Genomic DNA, 21,798 nt, shown 5'->3' on the forward strand with positions numbered 1-21,798 from the left:
TTTTCCTTCTTAACCATTAAAATAATCCACCGAAAGGATTACCACCTTTGCCGATTGTTTTACCTAATTCACTCATTTTCTTAACCATCATGTCATATTCATTCATTAATTTGTTGAATTCTTGAGCACTTCTTCCACTTCCTTTAATAACTCTTTCTTTTCTAGAGGCTTGCTTTAGAAGTTTAGGATTTTTTCTTTCTACTTTAGTCATTGAATTTATTAAAATTTCGTAAATTCTCATTTTTTCTTCAGCTTTATCTAATTCTTCTTCATTGATTTTGTTACTTAAATTACCCGGTAACATCTTCAATAATTTAGAAAATTTTCCAAGTTTTTTCATTTGATTTAACTGGTCTAATAAATCATCTAGAGTGAAATTACCAGAAAACATTTTGTTAACCATTTTAGCTGCTTTTTTCTCATCTATAACATCACTAGCCTTTTCAATAAGTGACATTACATCACCCATACCTAGTATTCTATCAGCCATTCTTTCTGGATAAAATAGATCAAGATTACCTACTTTTTCACCTGTACCAATAAAACGAATTGGTAAATTAAGTAATTGTCTAATGCTTAAAGCAGCCCCTCCTCTGGCGTCAGAGTCTAACTTAGTAATGATAGTACCAGTAAGTTTTAGTTTTTCATGAAAGGTTTGAGCAACATTGATAATATCTTGTCCAGACATTGAGTCCGCAACAAAGAAAATTTCATCAGGATTGGCAATTTTCTTTATTTCTAAAAGCTCATTCATTAAATTCTCATCAATTGAAAGACGTCCTGCTGTATCGATAATAACTAAGTCATTTTTGTTCTCTTTTGCCTTAATTAAGGCATTTTTTACAATATTTATGGGACTATTTTTTACACCTTCCTCATAAAAGTCCATTTGAATAGATTTTGATAAAGTCACCAATTGATCAACAGCGGCTGGACGATAAACGTCTGCTGCTATTAATAAAGGATTTTCGACATATTTTTTCTTTCTAAAAAAATAAGAAATTTTAGCTGTTGCAGTTGTTTTACCACTTCCCTGAAGTCCAACCATCATGATAATATAAGGTTTCTTAGATATTTGAGGTTCAATAACTTTGCCACCTAGGATTTTAACTAATTCCTCATGAACAATTTTAATCATTTGTTGTGATGGATTCAATTTACCGATTAGATTTGATTCAATAGTCTTTTGTTTGACATTATTGATAAATTCTTTGACAATTTTTAAATTAACATCAGCTTCTAAAAGAGACATTTTAATATCTCTAGTAATTTCTACTAAATCATCTTCCGTAATGGTCGTCTTTTTTGACATTTTTTGTAATGCTTTTTGCATTCTATCTTCTAAAAAATTAAACATAGTTAAATTATAAAAGAAAATCACAAGAAACATTAAAAAGTAATAATTAAATTTAAAAATAAAATCAAAAGATATACTTTTGACTTATTAAATTAAACTATTTTATCTTTTCTAACACTTTAAATAAAGATTTAACTTCTTCATCAGATAAGGTAATGCCTTTACCCATTTTTGAACGATCAGAATTTCAGTCTCTGATATCGTATTTAGCTTTATTACCGTTTCATTCAACTAAATTAACTTCTTTTTTTCAACCACTACTTGATTCTGATAAAACAGCAATATTCTTAATGATTTTATAGCTAATTTCAGGACTTGTTTGCTTTGCCATTTTTCTCCTTAATTCTTATTGACTTTCCTAATAATTATAAACTATATTAAATATTTTTATTTTATATATTTTATAGTAAAATTTCCTATATAAAACACTAATAGGAGGAAAAGATGCGTAAAGAAATTAGAGAAAGAAATAAAGCACGTGCAATTAAAAGATCTCACAAATTAGCTAAAGAAGCAGCAAGAGCTAAAAGAAGAGCAGAAAGAGAAGCTGCAGCAAAATAGCATTAATTTTAGTTAATTAATGCTTTCTTTTTATTTATGTTAGAAAAAGAATATTGATATTTAGAAAATAGTTTTTTCTCTTGAACAGGCTTTAAGCTAACTGGTGATACTTTTGGTGGAATCAGTAAAATTATTTTTTATTTAATTGCGACCATAATTTTTCTTACAATGTTTTTATTATGACTTTTTAGAGATCGAATAAGAAAACATTATAATCGTGATGATGTTAATCTTAAGAGTAGAAATATACTAATAAGACTAACGGGATTACTCACAATTATATTTATGGTTGCTAGAACAGTTGTTTTAGCAGTGTATCACTTCCCTAAAAGTTGAGAAATATTACCATTACATTTTTGTAGATTAATGTGCTTGTTTGTAGGATTAATCTTACTTTTTAATAGAATTAAATACTTTAGATATATTGCGTTTTTTTCAATTTTTGGAGCTGTTTTAGCATTGAGCTTGCCTGATTTGGTAAATAAATATCAAGCTGATTTTAGTGGAACAGTATTTGGAAAAGAATATATCGAAGGTCAAATTTACGGTTTTGCGATATATATAGACAGTTATAATTATTGAGATTATATTTTTATTCACAGTTATTTAATCCTTATCTCATCTACGTTAATGGTTTTATATCCTTTTAAATATAAGATTAAAGAATTTGTTACAACAGTGATTTTCTTTAGTATGCTTTGTTTATTATTCTTTGTTATAAATTCTATTACAGGTAATTTAGCACCATTTAGATGAAAAAGTAACTACTTCTACACTGGAGTAGATGAAGTTAATGCATTTTCAAAATTATTGCCACCATTAACTAAATGACCGTTAATGTTTATAACTGAAGTTGTTTTTGGTTTTGTTTTTGTTGTGCTTGCAACATTGTTACATATTGCCCTAGCTAATGTAAAAGTTAGATTTAATAATGGTATAAAAATATTTTCTATCGAGAAGGAATTCTCAATAAAAGAGTTTTTTGGTAAACACCCAAAAAAATAAATTAGCACTGTAAACTAGGACAACGAAAGTTGACAAAAAAATATTTTAAGACATCATTGCAAATTGCTTTGGTGTTTTTCAATTTAAATTTGATTGTATTCTTTCATTATTATAATAATTTATGAATTTTTTTATTTCATCATTTAACATTTTTAACGTTAAATTTCTTACATTCAAATCTCTAATGAATTCAGTTTTCAACACCGAGAACCAATATTCTGCTTCTCTATTATCCAGACTATTACCAATTCTTGAGTATGAAGTTCTTCCATTCAATGATTTGACTTTATCTATAAATCTTTCGTTTGTATATTGAAATCCATGGTCCGAATGAACTATAAAAGTTTTATTATTGAAATTATTTTTATTTAAATTATCCATAACTAAGTCAAGATCATTGTAAAAAGATAGTTGAAATGATTCAACTAATTTAGATCTATGATCAATAATCACAGAAAGATAAACGTGGTTTTGGATTGCATCTTTTGTAGCAGGTAAGTATGTTATATCAGTACACTTAATATTGAGATTTTGAGAATCGTTATAATCTCTTTTAACTAAGTCTTCTCCTATGTAATTAATATCTTTTATTTCTTTTGTTCTTCTACGTTTTCTTATTTCTGAATTTAAGTTGTTTTTGCTAAGAAATCTCCCTAAAGTTCTTTCATTTAATACTATATTAAAGTCATTTTGCATGATTTTTGATAATTTAGTTCTGCCTGCATTTTTATGTTTTCTTCTAGCTTCTAAAATCTCTTCTCTATATTTTTCAGGTATTGTAGAATTTCATTTTTTAGTTGAACAATCTCTTTTTCTTGTATTATAAATAGATTGTCTTGAAATCTTCAATAATTTAGAAATTTTAGTAATTGATGTTTCAGTTAATGCTTTTGATTCTTTTGTTTTTTCTCTTTTAGGCATGTCTTTAGTTATCTCAACATATCTTTTAGCAATTTCTATCAATTCTTCTCTCTTAAAATCACTTCAATCAATTTCTTGATCTTTATTTTCTTTTCTGGGTCTTCCACGTTTCTTCATCTCACTAGGATGTTTTTTGCTTGTTAAAATGTATTCCATTCCTTTATTATAAACTTTTGCTCTATATTTTAATGTTCTAAAAAAAGTTCTTATCCCGTTGGCTTTTAACTTTCAGTGCCCAGAAAAATTAATATATTTTTCAAGGATTATCTTTCTAGATAATCCATTATTCCAATCATTGATGAGTTCGAATCAATGATTGGAAGATAAATGTTTTCCCATATTTCCTCCAATAAAAAAAGTTGACATTTATTTGTCAACTTTTTGTGTCCTAGTTTACTGTGTGCTTTTTTATTCGAATTTTATTTAAATATGAAAAATTTTTTATATATTTTATTTATTTTATCTTTATTTAAATTTTAATTTTTTATAAATTATAATATTAAAATAACAAGGAGAAATTGTGAGCTATAAATCATTGTATAGAAAATATAGACCTGTAAATTTTGATGAAGTAAAAGGGCAAGAACATGTTGTTAAAACATTAAAAAACATCGTTTTAAGTAGAAAAATAACACACGCTTACATATTTAGTGGACCAAGAGGAACTGGTAAAACTTCAGTTGCTAAGATTTTTGCTAATGTTTTAAATTGTATGCATGATGAAGATATTACTAAGATTTGTAATATTTGTGCTAAAAATTCTAACACTTCTTTAGATGTTATAGAGATGGATGCTGCATCAAATAATGGTGTTGATGAAATAAGAGACTTAAAAAATAAAGTTGAATTACTACCAGTACAAGGAAGATACAAAATTTATATAATAGATGAAGTTCATATGTTATCTAAAAGTGCTTTTAACGCACTTCTAAAGACACTTGAAGAACCTCCTAAACATGTTATTTTTATTTTAGCAACAACTGACCCGCAAAAAATACCTGCCACAATTCTTTCGAGAGCACAAAGATTTAATTTCAAAAGAATTTCTACAAGTGAAATTTATACACAAGTTTGTTATATTGCTAACCAAGAAGGAATTTCATATGAAGAACAAGCTTTGAGGTTAATTGCAAGATTAGCAAATGGAGGATTAAGAGATGCTCTTTCATTGCTAGATCAAGTTGCAGCTTATAGTGATGGAAATATTAAGCAAAAAGATGTTTTGATTTCATTTGGACTAATTTCAAATAGAAATGCAATCCAATTACTAAATTCTATTTCTAGAGGTAATATTACAACCTCTATTGATATTTTTAATTCACTAAGAGATGCAGGTATGGAAGCTAATTCTCTTATTGATACATTGTTTAGTATCACTAAAGACTGAATTATTTTCAGAAGAACCAGAGATCAGTCTGTTTTAGAATTACTTTCAGCAGACGAAGTTGAATTGTTGAAATTACAAGAAATTTTTGCATTTGAATTTTTAGATCAAATTAATGAATGAATGCCCAAAATTAAAAATTCTGAAGTTCCTTTCCAAGTTTGTGAGATCTTCATTTTACAAACATGTGGAATTAGACAAAAATTAAATAAAGAAACTATTACAACAAATATGGGTGGAACTTACGATGTTGAAATACTTTCAAGAGTTGAACAAATGATTAATCAAGCAATGCAACATCAAAATGAAAAAATTAATGAACTTAAATACACTCATGATAGATTTGATTTTAATGATGAAGAAAGTTCAATGTTTGAAAAAGGGCTAAAATTTGAAAACAATTCATTAAAAGATAAAATTGAATCAAAAATTGAAGAGTTTAAAAAACAAGAAGCTGAGGAAAGTTTTAGTGATTCTGATTTTGAAGATGAATTCGGCAGTTCAGAAGACTTTTCTCTTGAAAACTTTATAGAATCTCAAAAAAATATTAATAACCAAGTTAATGACTTAAATAATATTCTGAACAAAAATGTTGACGATTTAGAATCAACTTTAAGCACTGAAATAAATAAAACAACTGAATTATTCTATGAATACAATGAAAATGAAGCAAATTTAAATGACATTCAAAACGTAGTCATTCAAGAGAATGAATCAAACAATGATAAATTAATTACTACTCAAGAAATATCTTTATATAGTGAAATTTTAGATACAAATAATGCTGATAATGATAAAACATTAATATTAGATATAAGTAAAATAAAAAATACAAATCGTGAAATTGATAAGTTAAATAGTCAAGACGAGCGTAAAAAAGTTATTTTAAGTTGTATTTCACAAGCATCTGAGAAATATGTTCTTGATTATAGAAAAAGACAAAGAAAAATCAATGAGCTTAAAAATGAGTATAGAGAATTTAGTGAGCAGATAAACTTATTTTTAAATGCTAAAATAGGTGCTGGAAATAAAAATTATATTTGTTTAGTTACTAGTGATCCTTACACGTTTAAAATGCTAGAAAGAGAAAAGCACGGCAAATGATTCCAAAGTTTTGTAAATAAATTTTTTAGTAGAAATTTAAGAATTATTGTTGTTCTTAGACCTGAGTGAGATAATTTAGTACAACAATTTAAATTAATGAGTAATGCTGAAATAAATTTCTATCAAAATAGACAAATTGAGTCACTCGAATTTGATGAACTTCATGACAATGACTATGCTGAGAAAAATGTAACAGGAATTTTTGGAACAGGAATTAAAATTATTAAAGAAAAGAGGTAGTTTATGAATCCAGAAATGTTAAAAAGATTAAGAAAAATGCAATCTGAATTAGAAAAAAAACAAAAAGAATTTAATGAAAAAGAATTTATAGTAGAAAAACAAGGTGTTAAAATCGTTGCTTTCGGAAACAAAAAAATTAAATCAATTAGCATTGATGAAATGTTGATTGACCCAGAAGATAAAGAATTAATTGAAGATTTAATTGTTGTTGCTTGAAATGAATTGATTGATGAAATAGAGGAAGCTGAAGAAGAATTAGCTCCTGCTATGCCTAATGGTTTACCATTTTAATAAATAAATATGTCTATTAAAATTAGAGCTGTTGAAGAAGCAATCGATAAAATAAGAAAAATTAATAATTTAACTACTAAACAAGCTGAAAAAATAGTTAATTGAATTATTGAAACAGATGAGAAGTATGTACTTGAAGTTTCTAATGCTTTCATGGAATTAAAAAGAAAAATCAAGTATTGCATACTATGTGGTTATCAAACAGAAGAACAAAAATGTTCAATATGTAACGATAATTTAAGAAGTAATATTCTATTTATTGTCGAAAATTCTAAAGTCATAGATAAAATGGAAAAAGCTAACATTTATGATGGCAAATATTTTATCTTTAACAAAACTATTACAGATGAGAGAATTTTAGAAGAATCAAGTGAATTAATTGAAAAATTAATTTATTATGCAAAAGATTTTGAAGAAGTTATTATAGGAATAAGTCCGACTTTAGGTGGGGAATTAACTAGCCAAGTTTTAAAAAAACAATTAAAAGATAATAATATAAAAGTTTCTCAATTGGCCATTGGTTTACCGGTTGGATCAAGTGTTGATTATATTGACACAATCACTTTAGAACAATCAATAAGAAATAGAACAAAATAACATCGGAGGGTTAATTATGTTCATTACATTCGAAGGTTTAGATGGGTCTGGTAAAACAACATTAATTAATATGTTGGTTGAATATATAAAGAAAAATCATTCTAAAATTCATTATATTTTAACAAGAGAACCAGGTGGGAAAGACATTAAAATGGCTGAAAAAATCAGACAGCTTATTTTAAGTAAAGAATCTGAACTTAGTCCTAAATCTGAAGCTTTACTTTATTCTGCAAGCCGTAGAATACATTTAGAAAAGGTAATTTGGCCAGCGTTAGACAAAAAAGAATTGGTTTTATGCGACCGTTACATCGATAGTTTTTATGCTTACCAAGGTTTCGGCAGAGATTTAGGAATTCAATATGTCGAAGAAATTACTGAACTGATAATTGAAAAAACTTATCCTGATATTACTATATTTTTCGATATAAATCCCGAAGAGTCTAAAAAAAGACGTGTTGCTAATCGTTTATTTGATGATCGTATGGAAGATGAGTCCGATGAATTCCACAAGAAAATTTATTTTGGATACAAATATCTAATAAATCGTGATCCAGAAAGATTCATAGTTGTTGATGCTACAAGATGTATTGAAGATGTATTTAATCAAATGATTGAACAATTATTAAATAATTCAAAATTTAGGAATTTTATTAATGTTAAATAAACAAACAAAAAAAATCATTGACAATATTTTTAGCTCACAGAGGGTTTCGCATTGTTTCCTAATCAATTCTCAAAGAGGATATGATAATGATAAAGTAATAATTTATTTACTAAATAAGATAAATAATTCAAGTATTAAATCATTAAATAATATTAGTGAGAGATATAACAATATCTTTGTTATAGAACAAAATGAAAACAACAATATTTCAAAAAACGAATTAATTGAAGCATTTGATAAACTTAATTATACTTCTGCAGTTCAAAATCAAGAAAAAATATTAGTTATTAAAAATATTGAATGTGCCAGTGTCAATGCAATAAATGCTGTGCTAAAAAGAATAGAAGATCCTAATAATAAAACAAAAATAATTTTATCAACTAATAAATTCTATTCAGTGATAGAAACAGTAAGATCAAGATCTCAAATTATTAATGTAAAAATTGATTCGAGAAATAACCTTTTAGAAATGCTAAGAGATATTGATGTAGTTAAATGGGTTGCTGTTATTTATTCTAATATTTTCAATGATTATGATGTATCTAAAAAATATATTGATGATGAATGATATCAATTAATTGAAGAAGTTTATGAAAATCTTCTAAAATCTTTAGACAATCCCTCAACATTATATGTTTACTTATCTGGTATGTTAATTAAAAAAGATGTTGAAAAAAACATTTTTATTCTAAAGATTTTAATATTCTTTATTTCGGCAGTAGCAAATGCAAATATCACCAAATCATCTGACCCTCTATATGCAAAAACAATGAATTTAAGTAACAAAATGAGAAACAAAGGCATTAAATTATCTAAATTTATCGTCATTGGAAGCGAGTTTATTAATAAATTGACTAGTTCATTAAATTTTGACATTCAAAAAGAGAAAATGTTAGTTGAATTAATGGAGTTATATGACAAATAAAATTTATATAGTTGGTACTCCAATCGGAAACATGGAGGACATCACTTTAAGAGCTCTTAGAACACTGAAGGAAGTGGATGTTATTGCCTGTGAAGATGTTAGAGTAACAAAGAAATTATTAGATAGATATGAAATTAATGATAAAAAATTGGTAACTTATAATAATTTTAATGAAGAAACATCTAGCGATTATTTATTAAAATTATACGAAGAAGGTTCTAATATTGCTTTAGTTTCTGATGCTGGGATGCCGGTTATGTCTGATCCGGGATTTGAATTAATTAAACAGTGTTATGAAAATAACTTAAATATTGAAGTTATTCCTGGTGTCAACGCTGCTGTTACAGCTTTTGTAATGTCTAATTTAGATAATAATTTTACATTTAAAGGTTTCATTAAAGATAGAACTCAACAAAGAGTAAATCAATTGAAAGATTTAGATTATGGTACTTATATTTTTTATGTTTCACCTCACAAATTGGTCGATACATTAAAAGATATATATAAAGTATTCTCCGGTCAAGAGAGATTATTTTTAGCTAAAGAATTAACTAAAATACACCAAGAATTTTTTAGAGGTAATGCTTTAGATATTATTGATTTGATGTCTAAAAAAGAGACAATAAAAGGTGAATATACTTTGGTTATAAATATAAAAAAACCAAAAAAAGAGAAAATCAATAAATATGCTGATTTAAAATAAAAGAAAATCATGTTAACGCATGATTTTCTTTTTTGTTATTTTCTATAATCAATAACTGCACGACCGATAAATTCACCTTTTTGTAATTTATCAAAAATCTCTGCTACTTCCTCAAGTTTAACAACTTTTGTAACCTCAGATTTTACTTTACCTTCTGCTGCATACTGTAAAGCTTCTTTTAAATCCAGTCTTGTTCCAACAATTGAACCAACTAATTCTCTTTGGAATAAAACTGTTCAAAATACTGAAACTTTGACGTTGTCTTGACCTGATGCATCTTTTGATGGTAAACCTACAAGAACTTGACGACCACCACGACGTAATATTTCCATTCCTTGTTTGCAGCTTGTGTAGCGACTGATGTATTAATTACCGCATGAGCTCCACCACCAGTTACTTCAATTAGTTTTTTGATTCAATCTTGATCCTTTCTTGAATTGAATGCATATTCAGCACCAGATTTAAGTGCTAATTCACATTTTTCATCACTAAGATCAATACCAATTGGACGGTATCCCATAGCTTTAGCATATTGAATTGCTAATTGTCCTAATCCACCAACACCAATAACAGCCATTCAATATCCTGGACGAGCCTTAGCTCTTTTAATAGCTTTGTATGTTGTTACTCCAGCACATACAATAGGTGCACCTGTAATTAAATCTAGTCCTTCAGGCACTACAGCTACATAATCTTCATGACCAATTGCATATTCACCATATGATCCATCTTTAGTATATGCTGACATATTTTGATTAGGACACAATGTTTCTTCTCCTTGTAAACAGAATTCACATGCACCACAAGCATCATGTAATCATGCTAAACACACACGATCACCAATTTTTAGGTGTGTACATCCTTCTCCTAATTCAGTAACAATACCAATTCCTTCATGACCTGGGATTAATGGATATTTTGGTTCTACTAATCAATCGAAATTAGCAGCATGTAAATCTGTATGACAGATTCCTGATGTTTCCATCTTAATCAATACTTCTTTGTATTTTGGTTTTGGAATTTCCACTTCTTCCACAGCTCAATTTTTAGGTGAGCGAACTACAAAAGCTTTCATTTTTGCCATATTAAAAATCCTCCGAATTTAGTTTTATCATTTCTCATTTAAATTATACTAGTCCAATTTTTTAATTTCCATTACATCTCAAAAATAGACATATATTATGAAAACTATTCCAATAACCTATTATTTTTTTGCTACAAAAATAGAAATCAAATAAATAATTTAACAATTAATTTGAAAATTAAATAAAAAAACACCGATATATTAAACTAGGACACAAAAAGTTGACAAATAAATGTCAACTTTTTTTATTGGAGGAAATATGGGAAAACATTTATCTTCCAATCATTGATTCGAACTCATCAATGATTGGAATAATGGATTATCTAGAAAGATAATCCTTGAAAAATATATTAATTTTTCTGGGCACTGAAAGTTAAAAGCCAACGGGATAAGAACTTTTTTTAGAACATTAAAATATAGAGCAAAAGTTTATAATAAAGGTATGGAATACATTTTAACAAGCAAAAAACATCCTAGTGAGATGAAGAAACGTGGAAGACCCAGAAAAGAAAATAAAGATCAAGAAATTGATTGAAGTGATTTTAAGAGAGAAGAATTGATAGAAATTGCTAAAAGATATGTTGAGATAACTAAAGACATGCCTAAAAGAGAAAAAACAAAAGAATCAAAAGCATTAACTGAAACATCAATTACTAAAATTTCTAAATTATTGAAGATTTCAAGACAATCTATTTATAATACAAGAAAAAGAGATTGTTCAACTAAAAAATGAAATTCTACAATACCTGAAAAATATAGAGAAGAGATTTTAGAAGCTAGAAGAAAACATAAAAATGCAGGCAGAACTAAATTATCAAAAATCATGCAAAATGACTTTAATATAGTATTAAATGAAAGAACTTTAGGGAGATTTCTTAGCAAAAACAACTTAAATTCAGAAATAAGAAAACGTAGAAGAACAAAAGAAATAAAAGATATTAATTACATAGGAGAAGACTTAGTTAAAAGAGATTATAACGATTCTCAAAATCTCAATATTAAGTGTACTGATATAACATACTTACCTGCTACAAAAGATGCAATCCAAAACCACGTTTATCTTTCTGTGATTATTGATCATAGATCTAAATTAGTTGAATCATTTCAACTATCTTTTTACAATGATCTTGACTTAGTTATGGATAATTTAAATAAAAATAATTTCAATAATAAAACTTTTATAGTTCATTCGGACCATGGATTTCAATATACAAACGAAAGATTTATAGATAAAGTCAAATCATTGAATGGAAGAACTTCATACTCAAGAATTGGTAATAGTCTGGATAATAGAGAAGCAGAATATTGGTTCTCGGTGTTGAAAACTGAATTCATTAGAGATTTGAATGTAAGAAATTTAACGTTAAAAATGTTAAATGATGAAATAAAAAAATTCATAAATTATTATAATAATGAAAGAATACAATCAAATTTAAATTGAAAAACACCAAAGCAATTTGCAATGATGTCTTAAAATATTTTTTTGTCAACTTTCGTTGTCCTAGTTTATATATTGGTGTGTTTCAAATTATTTAATTTCTTCAATAATTTCTGATATAGGTAATCGTTTCTTTGGACTGATTGAAACTTGATTAAAATCATTTTTATCTCTATATCCTAAAGCCAGTGCCAATACAGGCATATATCCCTCAAGGTTTAAAATTTCTTTGTATTTTTGTGGTTCGATACCTTCCATTGGTGTTGAGTCAATTTCCATAGTTCCTAATGCTGCTAAAATAAATCCCATAGCAAGATAAACTTGGTTTTTATACCAATTCTTAGCTGTTTCATCTGAAACCTTAATAACTTGTTCATAGTATGGAATAACTCTAGGATCTAAGTTTTTATGCATGTGTTTATCGTAAATAGATAAATCATCAATTCTGCTTAACACCAATAAATGGCTGCAATTTTTAACACGTTCAGCATTGCTCATAGATGCTAGAGATAATTTATCTTTTATTTCTTTATTTGAAATAATTGTAAATTTTCAAGGTTGTCCATTGATAGATGAAGGAGATAATCTTAAAATTTCTTTAATGTTATCAATATCATCATCCGAAATTTTTCTAGTTGAATCATACATTTTTGTTGCATATCTATTTTGAGCAACTTTTAAAAAATCATATTTCATATATTTATATCCCTTTCTTTAGTTCAGTAAAAATTTATTTTTTTACATGAATATTAGTTATTTTTTAACTTTTTAAAATTTTAGTTGCTTAAGAATTATATTGAAATATTTATTTTTTTGTATAAATTTGATAAAAAAATAGCAGACCATAATTAGGAGTGCTATTATTTTGCTTTCATTCCATATGAAACAAACTCAGATAATTCTTCACCAAAATTATGTTTGATAATTTCTAAACCTAAATCTATAGCTGCAGAAGCACAACGACCAGTGATTAGATGGTTATTAGAGTTTGTTACAAGATTATCATTTCTATTTTTTCCTGTATTTAATTTTAACTCAATTGGGTCTTGATACATAGGAAACGAACTATATGATTCTTCAGGATCAATAATTCCTGTTTCATATAAGGCGTTTGGGGCATCACAAATTGCATAGATGTCCTTATTTAGATTTTTAAACTCTCTAATAACATTAAGAGCTTTTTGATTTGTTCTTAGAGCTATAGCTGCAGGACCGCCAGGAATAAAAACCGCATCAAATTCACTAAAATTCACATCTGTTTTTGCATTGATTTCATATGTACCATATTGACTTAAAACATGACTTTTTTCTGGATTATAGTATGTAAAATTAACTTTTCTACTACGTGATAAACATGAAAGAACTCCTGTTAATTCCACATCATTAAATCCATCTAATGTAATAACTAATAAATTCATATAATTAACCCTTTCTTCTTATAACTTTTCTTCAAATTAATATTAGTATGATTAAAAATGGTAGTAAATATATTAAAAAGAAAGAAACAATAAACACTTTTAATCATAATTTATGTTCTTTTGATTTTGCTTCTAGAACACTACTGGTTATTTGTGAATAATCATCACCTAGTAAACTAGAAATCTCCATTAATCTTTTTTTATCAAATGTAAAGAATATAAAGTAAATTACAATAACTGCACAAAGGAAAATTAAACTAAGAACTAAAAATATTTCAACGTTATTATTATATCAACGACTTAGCATTAATTTAATATCCCAATTTACCGTTATATTTAAGAAGTTAATTTCCAATACAGCATTATTATTTTTAACAATAAAATAATTGTAAAGTAAAAATGTTATTAGAGTAAATAGACCATAAAATACTTCAATAAATATAACGGCTCATAAAATTCTGACTGAACGAATGCTAATATTTCTAAAAGTTGTGTGGAACAAAACCTTAGCAGCTGAGTCGCCATTAGCATAGCTTTCACGCATTCTTGCTACTGCTGTTTTTCAACCCACATACTCGATAATTGCCTTGGTAGTATAAAATAGAGATAAAATTAATGTAATACCGAATAAAACATAATACCCTATAAAACTTGTAACTAATGTTTGTTGAATAATATTTCTTTGGGATAGAGCTAAAAAGGTAATTACAAGGATTGATAAAATCAAAATAAGAGATCAAAAGAACATAGAAAAGAACTTAAATTTCTTTTCTTTAGTAATAATTCTATAAGTACGTGAATTTAGAACTCCTTCAGGATCTTTTTTAAGATAAGAGGTAGAAAGAACTTGATTGTTTATGTTGTTGTTTTCAATTATTCTAATATCACTTGTATCTTCAAGAGGTTTTCTTTCCATATATACTCCATTTAAATTATATTAAACAATTTTTAAGATAAATATCTGTTTTTTTCCTTTGTTTACTATTGCATATTTGCCATCAAAAAGATCAGATATTACTTTAGTGTTTTCATCAACAGAATGGAAATTTAACTTGAGAGATTTATTTTGTATAAACTCTCTAAGTTCTCTTTTTGAACTAAAAACATTATTTTTCATTAATTCATCTATTAAAACAGAATTTTGTGGAATTTCTAAAATTCTAAAATGATCAATCATGTTTTCAAATTCACTTAAATTTAAAGAATTAATATCAAATTTAGGATTATAAATAAATTGTGATAGATTAAATGACTTTTGTGCTTCATCAATACCATGAATGTCTTTTACAACTTCAAAAGCAAGAATTCTTTGTGCATCTTGTAAAGAGGGAGATTCAAAATGTTTCTTGATTATTGACTTAATTTCATTTATCTCTAACGAAGTCAATCAAAGAAGAAGTTTTTCTATTTGGGAATCAGGCTGATTAAATAAGAATTGATATAAATTATATGGTGAATTCATTTCTTTATCCAATCATAAACTACCACCACCTGTAGATTTACCAAATTTATTACCGTTTTCATCTGTTAATAAGTTAAGTGTTATTCCTACCGCATCTGGATTTTTGCACTTTTTACTTATTATTTCTAAGCCGGTAGTAATATTACCTCATTGGTCTGAACCACCAATTTGAACTTTGGTATTGTGTAATTTATAAAGTTGATAAAAATCTCACCCTTGAATTAATTGATATGAAAATTCAGTAAAACTTATTCCGTTTTCTAATCTTGAAGATACAACATCTTTAGATAACATGTAATTAATGCTAATTAATTTACCAACTTCTCTTAAAAAATACAATATGTTCATATCTTTATAGAAGTCATAGTTGTCCACAACATCAATATCAAATTTAGATAATTGTTGTCTAATTTTATTTTTATTACTTTCCAATGTTTGTGTGTCTAATAAATTTCTTTCAGAATTTCTCCCAGAAGGATCACCAATCATTCCGGTTGCCCCACCAACAACCATAATTGGTGTAAAACCAGCTTGTTTAAATCTTTGTAAGGTTTTAATTTGAATGTAATTCCCCAAATGTAAACTTTGTGCAGTGGGATCAAAACCAATATATACTTTTGTGCCTTTTTCAAGTGAATTAAATTTTTCTTCACTTGAAATATTTTTTAATATTCCACGCTCTTTTAATTCATTTAAAATATTCATATTAAAAACTTAATTCCTCTCCTATTTTTAGATTTTTGTCTTGAACAAGACCATCACCATATTCATTTTCTAAACCTAGTGATTTATAACTAAGAAGCATACCAGGACTATCAACACCCATAACTTGACCATTAACAATTTCTGTACCATCAAAAATTATTGAACCTGGCATTATAAAAAATATTTCACCGCCTATGATTACCTCTGTTGAATTTGTAACAATTTTTCTTGTTTTTTCACTTCCGTATTCCAATTCAATTACATAAAGTTTGTCACTTTTAGGGTGATTTTGTTTATCTAAAATTTTAGCTTTAACAAACTTTTTAAAGTTATCATATTCAAAGTTATTTTCACTAAATATATGTGTTAATTCAGGTAAATGAACTAAATCTAAACTAAAAAAATTACGCTTTTGGCTATAGTTATCAATGTATTTATTTGCATTTTTTAATATTGCTGAATGTACCTTATTTTTAGAGTCTAGATTTATAATAAAATCGCTGCTAATAAACGACTTTTCTACCTTTAATTCAGTGTTAAAAGTAATTATTGCTTTGTTGTTGAAATTTTCTTCTAATTTGTGTACTAAAACCATAACATTATTATTATAATTAAATCTAAAATTTATTATAATACTTTTATGGAAAAAATAGCTATCGTAGTAGATTCATCATCAGGATTAACCAAAAAACAAGCTGAAGAAAAGGGTTGATTTTTTATACCTCTTCACATTGAAATTGATGATAAATTATATGATGATGGAATAAACATAAGTAATGACACATTGTTCAATGTATTTAATGCTAATTCGAAAATGGCCAAAACTTCTTCTACCAAATTAGGAGAAGTGATTGAACTAATAGAGAAATTAAATCAAAGCTATGACAAAATATTAATTTATCCTATTAGTAAATTTTTATCAGGACAATATCAAAGTATCAAAATGCTTGAATCTGATTATCCAAAGTTAAGAGTTGTGGAATCAACTAATATTGCAGCTCCTACAGTTCTTGATTTAATAAACTTCGAAGAAAATATTAAAAATGGGATTAGCTTTGAGGATGCATTTGAACAGTTCAAAGTTAATAAAAATTCAATCTCATTGATGCCTAAATACAATGACTTTTTAGTAAAAGGTGGTAGGCTTTCACCCGCTGCAGCAACTTTGGCTAGATTATTAAAAATCGTTCCAATTATTAGCTTTTCAGAAGGTCAATTACTTAAAGAAGGTAAAGGCAGAGTGTTTGCTAAAACTGTTTTTAATGTAATCGAAGATAAGGCTAAAAAATATAATTCAGATTCTGAATTAATAATATTACATTCAAACAATAGCGAAATTCAAGATTACATTAATTTTGCTAAGGAAAAAATTAACGGTCAAATTTATGTTGGATCGATTCCTTCTGTTGTAGCAATTCACACTGGTCCTGAAGCGGTTGTTGTAATTTTATATCCTAAAAAAATAAATGATAATATTATTGGATTAACTAAAGTATAAATAAGTTAACTTAAATTCTTAAAAGAAAGGGTATAAAGTGTAATTAAGCACTAGATTATGCACTTTTTTTTAATTAGTTTATTTATACTAGTAAATCATGAGAAAAACTGTCTAATAGGTAGTGCATAATTTTTTATTTAAATGTTAGGTTTTAGATAAATATAACATTAATAAAATAAAAGTAACTAGTTTAAACTAATTACGTCTTATTGAATTTTCGTCTATATTAGTAATTATTATAATTTTATTTTTAATTCTTCCATAATACTAAATAATTTTTCTTTAGTCTCTTCTTCAAATAATGAATGTCCAGCTAAATTAGTGTAATATAGTTGTGAATTTTTTAATTTTTTATGTAAATCATATGCTGATGAAGGACGACAAACCATGTCATATCTACCATGAACTATGTAAGTAGGAATATTTTCTATTTTATTTGTATTTTCTAAAATATAGTTATCCGAAGGCAAAAATGAATCATTAACAAAATAATGTGCCTCTAGAGTTGCTATTTCCAAAATATGTTTATCATCTGAATTAGGTTCAACAGTTTTGATTGTTGAAGTAATTGACTCTAAATTAGCGAATTTAGTTGCTGCTTGAAGTGCAACTGTTCTATCTGAAGAAGTCATTCGATTGTAATATGAAGTTAAAGCGTCTTTTCTTTCTTCTGCAGAAAGGTAATTCATGTAATCTTCAAAATATTCTGGGAAGAATTGTTCAACACCATTTTGATAAAGTCAATCAATATCTGACTTTCTACATAAAAAGATTCCGCGTAGCACTAATGATAAAACTCTTTCTGGATTTCTAATAGCATAAATTAGAGCTAAAGTGCTTCCTCATGAACCACCAAAAAGTATAAATTTATCAATGTCAAGCATTTTTGTTAAATTATTAATATCTTGAATTAAATAGTCAGTTGTATTATTTATAAGCGAACAACTTGGTGTGCTTTTTCCGCATCCTCTTTGGTCAAAAATTATTATTTTATAGTACTTAGGATCAAAGAATTCTCTGTGTTTTTCTGAAGAAGAACCACCTGGTCCACCATGAAGAAATATTACAGGAACACCTTCTTGGTTACCTGAAACTTCGTAATAAATTTTATGTTCAGATTCAGTATTTAAGAATCCACTTTTATAAGGTATTATATTTTTATACATTTTAATTTTCTCAATCTACTCATGTTAAAGTATGGTCTGAAATAGAGTTTGCTTTAGATGATATATCACCATCATTATTTTTAAATTCAGTAATTATTTTAGCATTTATCGCAGCATATATATCGTATTTAAATTGAATTTCAGGATTTTCTTGTTCTGTGATAAAGTTAGTTGATTGTGCTTCTTTTATAAAAATTTTGTCATATGGTTGTGATCACAAATTACTTCTACCTAAACTTGTTTTGTGTTTTTCCTCTGAATCCCCATAAACTGATAAATATCCATTATCAAACATCGGTTTAAATACTTGAATGTTGTTTAATTTTATATTTGTATCGCCACCAAAAAGAAGACTAGATTCACCATCTATTTGGTCAAAATAGTTCATAACATTAATTAAACCATATGCTTCTGTAAGCTCAAAACTTCCTTGAGAATCACCCTTTACTAATTTTTTTGGATCTTTTGTTTTGCTAACACTAATTTCTCCAGCTTTTGTTTTTGCGCCAGGACTATCTAAATGATTATAAACCACTGTGATATTTTTATTAGTTAATTTATTTAAAAATTTCATTCCATATGGTGTTCTAACATAGTGTTGTTTGATTGAGGGATCAATATAGTTTTCAACCTCAGGATTAAAGGAATCTCCAATTTTTCCATTTGAGAAACTAGTAGGTTCGAAAATTGATGATTTGTATATAATAGCAATTTGTTCTACTTGAGTTGGTTGACTATTTAATGAAGCTTCTTCAATAGGTTGAACGTAAAATTTATAAGCAGCCCCTGTATTGATTTCATTTAATTTATCAACAATGAAATTAACTGAACTTTCTCTATTAGCATTAATTTCAGTTAAACCGACAATATCCATATTTGCATGACTGATTATTTTTGCAATACCATCAGATTTAAAGTTTGCTTGGTCTATTCCATAATTTAAAACGTTTCAATGTCCAATTCTAAAAGTGTTATTTGTTCTTTCTTCAGTTGTTGATTTAGAATCTAAAGATTCATCATTATTTTTCTCAAGGGTGGTTTCGGTGCTATTATTGTTTGTTGAGTCATCGGTAGGATTATTATTCAAATTTAAAATAACTTCGATAGTATCACTACTTTGAACAATTTTATTGTCTTTTACTAAACAAAATTTACCTACAAATTTAACTGTTTGTTCACTTGTATTTACTTCAAAATTAAAGAATGTTCCACCACTATAGGCACCACGGTTTTCAATTTGGTCCACATTTGAAAACACAATATATTCATTTTGTTCATTAGCTAAATTTTTGCTGATGAAATCTTTAATTTGATTGTTGAATTTTACTGAGCTAGTTTGACCTATAGTCTTAGTAAAACCAAAAACATCAATATCTTTATAATACATTCTTCTATATGTTTCGGTTTTTCCACCTGCATATCTTTTTGAAAATTGTTCATAATCCTGCTCGCTTAAGGTTGGTTCAAAAATCTTAAAGTTTTCTTGTTTAATTAATTCTAAAAGTTTATTATATTTTTGGTCAATTGTTTGAGTTTGTTCAACATTTTCGTTATTGTCAATTTTTGAGTCTCCACCTGTATTATCTACATTTTCTATAGACTTTGTAGCTATTTTGAATCTAAATAGATCGCTTTGTTTAGTTATATTATTATTTTGAATTAATGTAAATTTTCCAATAATATCTATAGTTCTGTTTTCTTTGTCTAATTCAAAATTGAAAAATGTTCCACCTTTATAAGTTCCAGATTTTTCGATTTTGTCCACATTCGAAAACACAATATATTCTTCTTCATCGTCATTACCTAGGTTGAAATTAATCATTTCTGATATTTCAGGATTAAAATTAAAACTTGTCAATCAACCAAGAGTTTTAGTAAAACCGAATGTATTTATATCTTTGTAAATCATTTTTCTGTAGGTGTCGGTGGTATTGGTTTCATATCTACTTACAATTGAATCAAAATCTTCAGAAGTTAACGTACTATTAATTACTAATTCAGGCGAATTTTTTGCAAAATTTACTATAGTTTCAAATTCTTCTTCTACATGGGAAGGAGTATTATCTTCCTCACCATTGTTTTCATCAACTTCATCAACAGCGTTTCCATCATCTGTCTCATCAATTGAATTATTTTCTTCAGAAATTAATGATAATTGAATTCTGTTTTTTTCTCCAAAATTGATTATCGTGTCCTTATTGACTAATTCGTACTTTTTAGGAATGAAACCTTTGAAGTCAAAAGTTTCAGAACCATATGTTATTTTTTCAATTGTAGTAATAACTTTATTATTTTGGTCAATGAAAGTTAAAATGGTAATTTTTTCCTTAGGTGTGATTCTAAATTTATTATCAGATATTTTTATAACATCGTAATTATTAGGAGTTAAGTTGTTTTCATTCATGAAAATACTTATTTTGTCTTGAATTATTCCATCTTTATTTTCAACATTATTAATTAGATGATTAACGTCGTTATAAACAATTGTTATGTCAACAAAAGTTTTTGACTTAACGTTAATAATATTATCTTTATTTAGGGTTAATTCTAAATTTGTTGATACTAAGTCAAAATTATTTGGTATGAATTTCTTAATATCGATATTACTTAAATCTGAATTCACTAGTTTAATACTAAATAAATCATTATTTGTATCAATATCTCTTAAGGTTAAATACGTGTTTTGATCAACTTTTCTTTCAATAATATAATTATTTTCTTCTTGCATATTTATTGAGAAATTTGAATCAATATTATGTTCTAGCTTGAATTTTTGTAATTGATTTTGTATTTCTATTAAGTCATTTTTTACACTATATTTATAAACTTTTCCATTAAATGTAATTTTTAATTCAGTTTTGTTGATTTTCTTAAGGTAAAAAACGATTGATTTTTCATTAAAATTAATTTTATTTGCTGATTCGTAGTTGTTGTTATTAAAATATTCAATTAAATTTTTATTTTCTAAATCAGTTTTATTAATTTGTTTGTTTAAAATAACTTCGTTGTTATCAATATTTTTAAATATCAAATTAATTGTTGAAATTGTTTCTTTCTCGACTTTATTTTTATCACTTTCTCTTGAAGCAGTTTGATTACATGAACTCGCTAAAGAAAAAATGCTTAAACCACTTGCTAAAATCACTAATTTATTAATCTTCTTCATATTTTAATTAAAAACAAAAAATTAGATTTAATAAGCTGAAACTTAATATAGTTTTGTGTAATGACAAAAAGTTGAAAAAATCGGTCAAATTTATTAAATAATGAATTTT

General features: G+C 26.5%; 19 protein-coding genes and 1 pseudogene. 9 read left to right on the forward strand and 11 right to left on the reverse strand.

Features of this window, described 5'->3' with window-relative positions:
* Nucleotides 1-16: 16 nt before the first annotated feature.
* Complete coding sequence (ffh, locus tag EXC66_RS00135; RefSeq protein ID WP_040544212.1) at nucleotides 17-1,357, reverse strand: signal recognition particle protein; 1,341 nt, start codon at nucleotides 1,355-1,357, stop codon at nucleotides 17-19.
* A 97-nt stretch (nucleotides 1,358-1,454) separates the two neighbouring features.
* On the reverse strand, nucleotides 1,455-1,688 hold the full coding sequence (locus tag EXC66_RS00140; RefSeq protein WP_006886197.1) for a YdbC family protein: 234 nt from the start codon (nucleotides 1,686-1,688) through the stop codon (nucleotides 1,455-1,457).
* 266 nt (nucleotides 1,689-1,954) lie between these two features.
* On the opposite strand from EXC66_RS00140, the gene EXC66_RS00145 reads away from it, so the two are divergent.
* Nucleotides 1,955-2,923 carry a YwaF family protein gene (locus tag EXC66_RS00145; protein ID WP_006886199.1) on the forward strand — a complete coding sequence of 323 codons (969 nt, stop codon included), beginning with the start codon at nucleotides 1,955-1,957 and terminating at the stop codon, nucleotides 2,921-2,923.
* A gap of 45 nt (nucleotides 2,924-2,968) precedes the next feature.
* On the opposite strand, the gene EXC66_RS00150 is transcribed toward EXC66_RS00145, so the two are convergent.
* The gene (locus tag EXC66_RS00150) at nucleotides 2,969-4,183 is read right to left on the reverse strand and encodes an IS3 family transposase (RefSeq protein WP_112579108.1); all 1,215 of its coding nucleotides are present in this window, start codon (nucleotides 4,181-4,183) and stop codon (nucleotides 2,969-2,971) included.
* Between the two features lie 181 nt (nucleotides 4,184-4,364).
* On the opposite strand from EXC66_RS00150, the gene dnaX reads away from it, so the two are divergent.
* The 6 genes from dnaX to rsmI are packed head-to-tail and all read left to right on the forward strand — an operon-like array spanning nucleotide 4,365 to nucleotide 9,752.
* Nucleotides 4,365-6,572, forward strand: coding sequence for a DNA polymerase III subunit gamma/tau (gene dnaX, locus EXC66_RS00155; protein ID WP_006886330.1), 2,208 nt, complete (start codon nucleotides 4,365-4,367; stop codon nucleotides 6,570-6,572).
* 3 nt (nucleotides 6,573-6,575) lie between these two features.
* Complete coding sequence (locus EXC66_RS00160) at nucleotides 6,576-6,863, forward strand: YbaB/EbfC family nucleoid-associated protein (protein WP_006886329.1); 288 nt, start codon at nucleotides 6,576-6,578, stop codon at nucleotides 6,861-6,863.
* Nucleotides 6,864-6,872: 9 nt separating this feature from the next.
* The gene (locus EXC66_RS00165) at nucleotides 6,873-7,460 is read left to right on the forward strand and encodes a toprim domain-containing protein (RefSeq protein WP_006886328.1); all 588 of its coding nucleotides are present in this window, start codon (nucleotides 6,873-6,875) and stop codon (nucleotides 7,458-7,460) included.
* Nucleotides 7,461-7,476: 16 nt separating this feature from the next.
* Nucleotides 7,477-8,124, forward strand: a complete 648-nt coding sequence (gene tmk, locus EXC66_RS00170) for a dTMP kinase (RefSeq protein WP_006886327.1) — start codon at nucleotides 7,477-7,479, stop codon at nucleotides 8,122-8,124.
* Complete coding sequence (locus EXC66_RS00175) at nucleotides 8,114-9,049, forward strand: DNA polymerase III subunit delta' (RefSeq protein WP_006886326.1); 936 nt, start codon at nucleotides 8,114-8,116, stop codon at nucleotides 9,047-9,049. Before tmk ends, EXC66_RS00175 begins: the two co-directional genes overlap by 11 nt.
* Entirely contained in the window at nucleotides 9,039-9,752 is a 714-nt protein-coding gene (gene rsmI, locus EXC66_RS00180; protein ID WP_112579200.1) for a 16S rRNA (cytidine(1402)-2'-O)-methyltransferase, read from the forward strand. The genes EXC66_RS00175 and rsmI overlap by 11 nt, the downstream gene beginning before the upstream one ends.
* Nucleotides 9,753-9,787: 35 nt before the next feature.
* On the opposite strand, the pseudogene adhP reads toward rsmI, so the two are convergent.
* Nucleotides 9,788-10,827: pseudogene (gene adhP / locus EXC66_RS00185) on the reverse strand (alcohol dehydrogenase AdhP).
* A gap of 268 nt (nucleotides 10,828-11,095) precedes the next feature.
* Between adhP and EXC66_RS00190 the strand changes: the two are divergent.
* On the forward strand, nucleotides 11,096-12,310 hold the full coding sequence (locus EXC66_RS00190) for an IS3 family transposase (RefSeq protein ID WP_112579108.1): 1,215 nt from the start codon (nucleotides 11,096-11,098) through the stop codon (nucleotides 12,308-12,310).
* A 54-nt stretch (nucleotides 12,311-12,364) separates the two neighbouring features.
* Here EXC66_RS00190 and EXC66_RS00195 read toward each other — a convergent pair whose 3' ends face one another.
* The 5 genes from EXC66_RS00195 to tapR all read right to left on the reverse strand — a co-directional run bounded on the left by EXC66_RS00195 (nucleotide 12,365) and on the right by tapR (nucleotide 16,454).
* On the reverse strand, nucleotides 12,365-12,970 hold the full coding sequence (locus EXC66_RS00195) for an NAD(P)H-dependent oxidoreductase (protein WP_006886691.1): 606 nt from the start codon (nucleotides 12,968-12,970) through the stop codon (nucleotides 12,365-12,367).
* A gap of 164 nt (nucleotides 12,971-13,134) precedes the next feature.
* Nucleotides 13,135-13,692 carry a DJ-1/PfpI family protein gene (locus tag EXC66_RS00200; RefSeq protein ID WP_006886692.1) on the reverse strand — a complete coding sequence of 186 codons (558 nt, stop codon included), beginning with the start codon at nucleotides 13,690-13,692 and terminating at the stop codon, nucleotides 13,135-13,137.
* Between the two features lie 4 nt (nucleotides 13,693-13,696).
* Nucleotides 13,697-14,608, reverse strand: coding sequence for an MSC_0882 family membrane protein (locus EXC66_RS00205; RefSeq protein WP_006886693.1), 912 nt, complete (start codon nucleotides 14,606-14,608; stop codon nucleotides 13,697-13,699).
* Nucleotides 14,609-14,629: 21 nt separating this feature from the next.
* A complete protein-coding gene (gene tyrS, locus EXC66_RS00210) occupies nucleotides 14,630-15,859 on the reverse strand; it encodes a tyrosine--tRNA ligase (protein ID WP_006886694.1) in 1,230 nt (409 codons plus the stop codon).
* Between the two features lies 1 nt (nucleotide 15,860).
* A complete protein-coding gene (tapR, locus tag EXC66_RS00215) occupies nucleotides 15,861-16,454 on the reverse strand; it encodes a TyrS-associated PheT N-terminal domain-related protein TapR (RefSeq protein WP_006886695.1) in 594 nt (197 codons plus the stop codon).
* Nucleotides 16,455-16,499: 45 nt separating this feature from the next.
* On the opposite strand from tapR, the gene EXC66_RS00220 reads away from it, so the two are divergent.
* On the forward strand, nucleotides 16,500-17,357 hold the full coding sequence (locus EXC66_RS00220; protein WP_006886696.1) for a DegV family protein: 858 nt from the start codon (nucleotides 16,500-16,502) through the stop codon (nucleotides 17,355-17,357).
* A gap of 236 nt (nucleotides 17,358-17,593) precedes the next feature.
* On the opposite strand, the gene pip is transcribed toward EXC66_RS00220, so the two are convergent.
* Together pip and EXC66_RS00230 are read right to left on the reverse strand one after the other, a co-directional pair.
* Nucleotides 17,594-18,523, reverse strand: a complete 930-nt coding sequence (pip, locus tag EXC66_RS00225; RefSeq protein WP_006886697.1) for a prolyl aminopeptidase — start codon at nucleotides 18,521-18,523, stop codon at nucleotides 17,594-17,596.
* Nucleotide 18,524: 1 nt separating this feature from the next.
* A complete protein-coding gene (locus tag EXC66_RS00230) occupies nucleotides 18,525-21,689 on the reverse strand; it encodes an MnuA family membrane nuclease (RefSeq protein ID WP_040544467.1) in 3,165 nt (1,054 codons plus the stop codon).
* Nucleotides 21,690-21,798 lie beyond the last annotated feature (109 nt).

It is taken from the genome of Mycoplasmopsis anatis (assembly GCF_900660655.1).
In the GTDB taxonomy this organism is placed as follows: domain Bacteria; phylum Bacillota_I; class Bacilli_A; order Mycoplasmatales; family Metamycoplasmataceae; genus Mycoplasmopsis; species Mycoplasmopsis anatis.